The organism is Mesorhizobium sp. M4A.F.Ca.ET.022.05.2.1 (assembly GCF_003998845.1).
Lineage (GTDB): Bacteria > Pseudomonadota > Alphaproteobacteria > Rhizobiales > Rhizobiaceae > Mesorhizobium.
Window position 1 is genome coordinate 1 of the sequence record NZ_RZOJ01000522.1, and the last position, 3,569, is coordinate 3,569.

At 63.9% G+C, this 3,569-nt stretch carries 5 protein-coding genes; 1 reads left to right on the forward strand and 4 read right to left on the reverse strand.

The features are described 5' to 3' along the window. Together EN745_RS31900 and rimP are read right to left on the reverse strand one after the other, a co-directional pair. The coding region (locus EN745_RS31900; RefSeq protein WP_281034801.1) for a NusA N-terminal domain-containing protein at positions 1-235 on the reverse strand (235 nt) is incomplete at its 3' end. Positions 236-283: 48 nt separating this feature from the next. Then, a complete protein-coding gene (gene rimP / locus EN745_RS31905; RefSeq protein ID WP_127423091.1) occupies positions 284-916 on the reverse strand; it encodes a ribosome maturation factor RimP in 633 nt (210 codons plus the stop codon). A 330-nt stretch (positions 917-1,246) separates the two neighbouring features. On the opposite strand from rimP, the gene EN745_RS31910 reads away from it, so the two are divergent. Beyond that, the gene (locus EN745_RS31910) at positions 1,247-1,411 is read left to right on the forward strand and encodes a hypothetical protein (RefSeq protein ID WP_126056670.1); all 165 of its coding nucleotides are present in this window, start codon (positions 1,247-1,249) and stop codon (positions 1,409-1,411) included. 58 nt (positions 1,412-1,469) lie between these two features. Here EN745_RS31910 and EN745_RS31915 read toward each other — a convergent pair whose 3' ends face one another. Together EN745_RS31915 and metK are read right to left on the reverse strand one after the other, a co-directional pair. Then, positions 1,470-2,171: a tRNA (guanosine(46)-N(7))-methyltransferase TrmB gene (locus EN745_RS31915; protein WP_127423092.1), complete on the reverse strand. Its 702-nt coding sequence runs from the start codon at positions 2,169-2,171 to the stop codon at positions 1,470-1,472. Positions 2,172-2,191: 20 nt separating this feature from the next. Next, complete coding sequence (gene metK / locus EN745_RS31920; protein ID WP_126056672.1) at positions 2,192-3,457, reverse strand: methionine adenosyltransferase; 1,266 nt, start codon at positions 3,455-3,457, stop codon at positions 2,192-2,194. Positions 3,458-3,569 lie beyond the last annotated feature (112 nt).

Genomic DNA, 3,569 nt, shown 5'->3' on the forward strand with positions numbered 1-3,569 from the left:
GGGTAGCGTAATCCTCGACCTTCTCGACCACTTCCATCAGTCGCTGCAGCTTCATCTCGCCGGTGTTGGCGTTGATGTCGGCGCGGATGTTGGTCTCCTGGCCGTAGCGCGAGCGCGCCGCTTTCTGGATCGCATCGGCCATGGCGGCGATGACGATCGACTTGTCGATCGACTTTTCACGCGCGACCGCATCGGCGATCTGCAGCAGTTCCAGTCTGTTGGCGCTTACAACCATTGTCTTTCTCCCGAGCCTGTTGCCGGACCTTTCGCCGGGCGGCTCAAATCAATTGTCCTGTTCGGTTTCGTTTTCCGTATCCACGGCTGCGTCTTCCGCTTCGCCGCGACGCTTCCTGGCTTCCTTGCGCGCCCTGTTGTCCTTCGACAGGGCGTCGCGGATGAGATCATCGGTCAGCACCAGCCGAACATCGGCGATCGCATCGTAAGGCACGCGCACCGTCGGCTCCTCGCCATAGGCCACCTTGTCGCGGGCGATCAGCACGCCATCGGCGTCGCTCTCGGCGATCTTGCCCTTGAAGCGCTTGCGGTCGCCGACGAGGACCGATGTCTCCATCTTGACCAAATGGCCGGTCCAAGTGGCGAAATCCGACTTGCGCACCAGCGGCCGGTCGATGCCGGGCGAAGAGACCTCGAGATGATACGCCTTTTCGATCGGATCTTCGACATCGAGCGCCGGAGAAACGGCGCGGCTGACCTCTTCGCAATCCTCGACGGTCATGGTGCCGTCCTCGCGTTCGGCCATGATCTGCAGCGTCAGCCCGTTCTGGCCCGACAAATGCACCCGCACCAGGCGGAAGCCTATGCCGCGCAGCACCGGCTGCACAATCAGCGCGATGCGGGCATCGATGCCGCTTTCGCGGATGATACGGTCGTCGGCGTCGATTGCCGCTGCGCTCATCAGGTCCCTGTCGCTCTTTCTTCGTGACTGGCCGGCAGGTAATAAAAAAGAGCGGGACCGGGTGGACCCACTCTTCGTCATACCGACCAAGAATTTGACGCTGATATAGACGATCCCGGCCGGCGTTTCAAGTCTACCGTGAGGACCGTGGCAAACGCGGCGGTCTTGCTGCGGACCACCAGCAAATGGAGGCCGGCCCAGGCAGCCTTGCGCCCGGCGCATGGCGTCCATGCGGTAACGCCCCTGTGATCGCTGGCGCGCCGCGCCTATCTATGTTGCATCGCACAACAAGAGAAATTGCGCGCGGTGGCGCGCGAAAGGTTGAAAATCATGGGTAGCCGCAAGCTGTTTTCCGCCATCGGCGACATCTTCACCACATTCGGCAGCGCCGTTGCCGCGTCGCGCGCCGTCGAGGCCGGCCGCAGGCCGCGCACCAACGATCTGCGCAAACTTGGAATGGACCCGGCCGCCTTCGACAGGATGGGTCGCTTCTGAAAGATCGGGCGCTTCTGATGCAACTGCCCCTGGCGCGGTTAGCCGTATCGCGCCGGGCCTATGTCCTGACGAAAGTCAGATAGGCGGGCTTCCGGCCCTCACGCAGGGCCTTGGCCTCATAGCGCGTGCCTGGCCAGGCATCGTAAGGCCGATGCCAGTCGGCCGCGTCCCGCGCTTGCCATGTGAAGGCGCCGTGCGCCCGGCAGTGCAACAGTGTCCAATTCACATAAGTGTCGATGTCGGAGGCAAAGCGGAATCTTCCGCCCGGCTTCAGCACCCGGGCGAAACGGTCGAGATTGACCGGACCGACAAAGCGCCGCTTCCAGTGCTTCTTCTTCGGCCAGGGATCAGGATACAGCAGGTCGATGCCGTCCAGCGAAGCTGGCGGCAGCCAGTCGAGCAGCCGTGTGGCGTCGTCGTCATAGACCCTGAGATTGGCCAGCGGCTTTTCCCTGACCGCCATCATCAGCTTGGCCATGCCGTTGACGAACGGCTCGACGCCGATAAAGCCGGTTTGCGGGGCCGCCGTCGCGCGATGCAGCAGGTGCTCGCCACCGCCGAAACCGATTTCAAGCTGAATAGCGGAAACATCGGCGGCAAACAGCTGGCGCAACTCGGCTGGCGGCTCGGCCGCCAGATCAAGCCGATAGGTCTGAAAACCGCTTTCCAGCGCCGCGGCCTGCTGCGGACGGATGGTCTTGCCGCGCCGGCGGCCGAAGAAAGCTTCGGTCGCACGGCTCGGCCTGTCTTTTGTATCCATGGACAGGTTTGCAGTCGCCGTCAGGCGGCGACCGCATCCTTCAGCGCCTTGGCGAGATCGGTCTTCTCCCAGGAGAAGGAACCGTCGCGGCCGGCCTTGCGGCCGAAATGGCCATAGGACGAGGTTTTCGCGTAGATTGGCCGGTTGAGGTCGAGGTGGCGGCGGATGCCGGAGGGCGACAGGTCCATGACCGAGCGCAGCGCGTCCTCCAGCCTTGCCTCGTCGACCTTGCCGGTGCCGTGCAGGTCGACATAGACCGACAGCGGCTGGGCGACGCCGATGGCATACGACAGCTGGATGGTGCAGCGGTCGGCGAGCTTGGCGGCGACCACGTTCTTGGCGAGGTAGCGCGCCGCATAGGCTGCCGAGCGGTCGACCTTGGTGGTGTCCTTGCCGGAGAAGGCGCCGCCGCCATGCGGCGCCGCGCCACCATAGGTGTCGACGATGATCTTGCGCCCGGTAAGGCCGGCGTCACCATCCGGACCGCCGATGACGAACTTGCCGGTCGGATTGATGTACCAGTTGCAGTCCTCGGCGATCTTGAGATCGCCCAGCGCCTCGCGGATATAGGGCTCGACGACCTTGCGGACCTTCTTGGAATCCCAGGTCGCATCGAGATGCTGGGTCGACAGCACGATCTGCGTCGCTTCCGCGGCCTTGCCGTCGACATAGCGCACGGTGACCTGGCTCTTGGCGTCCGGCCCGAGCTTGCCGGCCTCGCCGTCACCATCATGGCGCGCGGCGGCCAGGAGCTCGAGAATCTTGTGGCTGTAGTAGATCGGCGCCGGCATCAGGTCCGGAGTCTCGCGGCAGGCGTAGCCGAACATGATGCCCTGGTCGCCGGCACCTTCCTCGCCCTGGCGGTCGGCGGCGTTGTCGACGCCCTGGCCGATGTCGGGCGACTGGCCGTGCAGCAGGACATCGATCTTCGCCGTCTTCCAGTGGAAGCCGGCCTGCTCGTAGCCGATCTCGCGGATCGCCTTGCGGGCTACCGACTTGAACTTTGCCGGATTGACGACCGGATGACCGGCGGCGTCCTTGAGGATGTTGCCGGCCTTGTCTTTCCTCAGCAGCGTCTCTGGAACCCGGACCTCGCCGGCGATGACGACACGATTGGTCGTGGCCAGGGTCTCGCAGGCGACACGGACCTTCCAGGGATCCATGCCGGTTTTCTTGGCCTCGCGATAGACCAGATCGACGATCTCGTCGGAGATACGGTCGCAAACTTTGTCGGGATGGCCCTCGGCAACGGATTCCGAGGTGAAGAAGTAGTTCAGCCGCGTCACGGGTGTCCCCTCTTGAAAAAAATCGACAGGTTGCCGATTTTGGCGCGCCACGTGTTAGCGGTGCCGGGCGCCGCTCGTCAAGCGCCGCCGCGGTTCTGGCATGAATGTGAGC

Excerpts from the sequence above, each read along its gene's own strand:
- rimP (WP_127423091.1), bottom strand. The coding sequence starts at position 916 with ATGAGCGCAGCGGCAATCGACGCCGACGACCGTATCATCCGCGAAAGC.
- EN745_RS31910 (WP_126056670.1), top strand. The coding sequence starts at position 1,247 with ATGGGTAGCCGCAAGCTGTTTTCCGCCATCGGCGACATCTTCACCACA.
- EN745_RS31915 (WP_127423092.1), bottom strand. The coding sequence starts at position 2,171 with ATGGATACAAAAGACAGGCCGAGCCGTGCGACCGAAGCTTTCTTCGGC.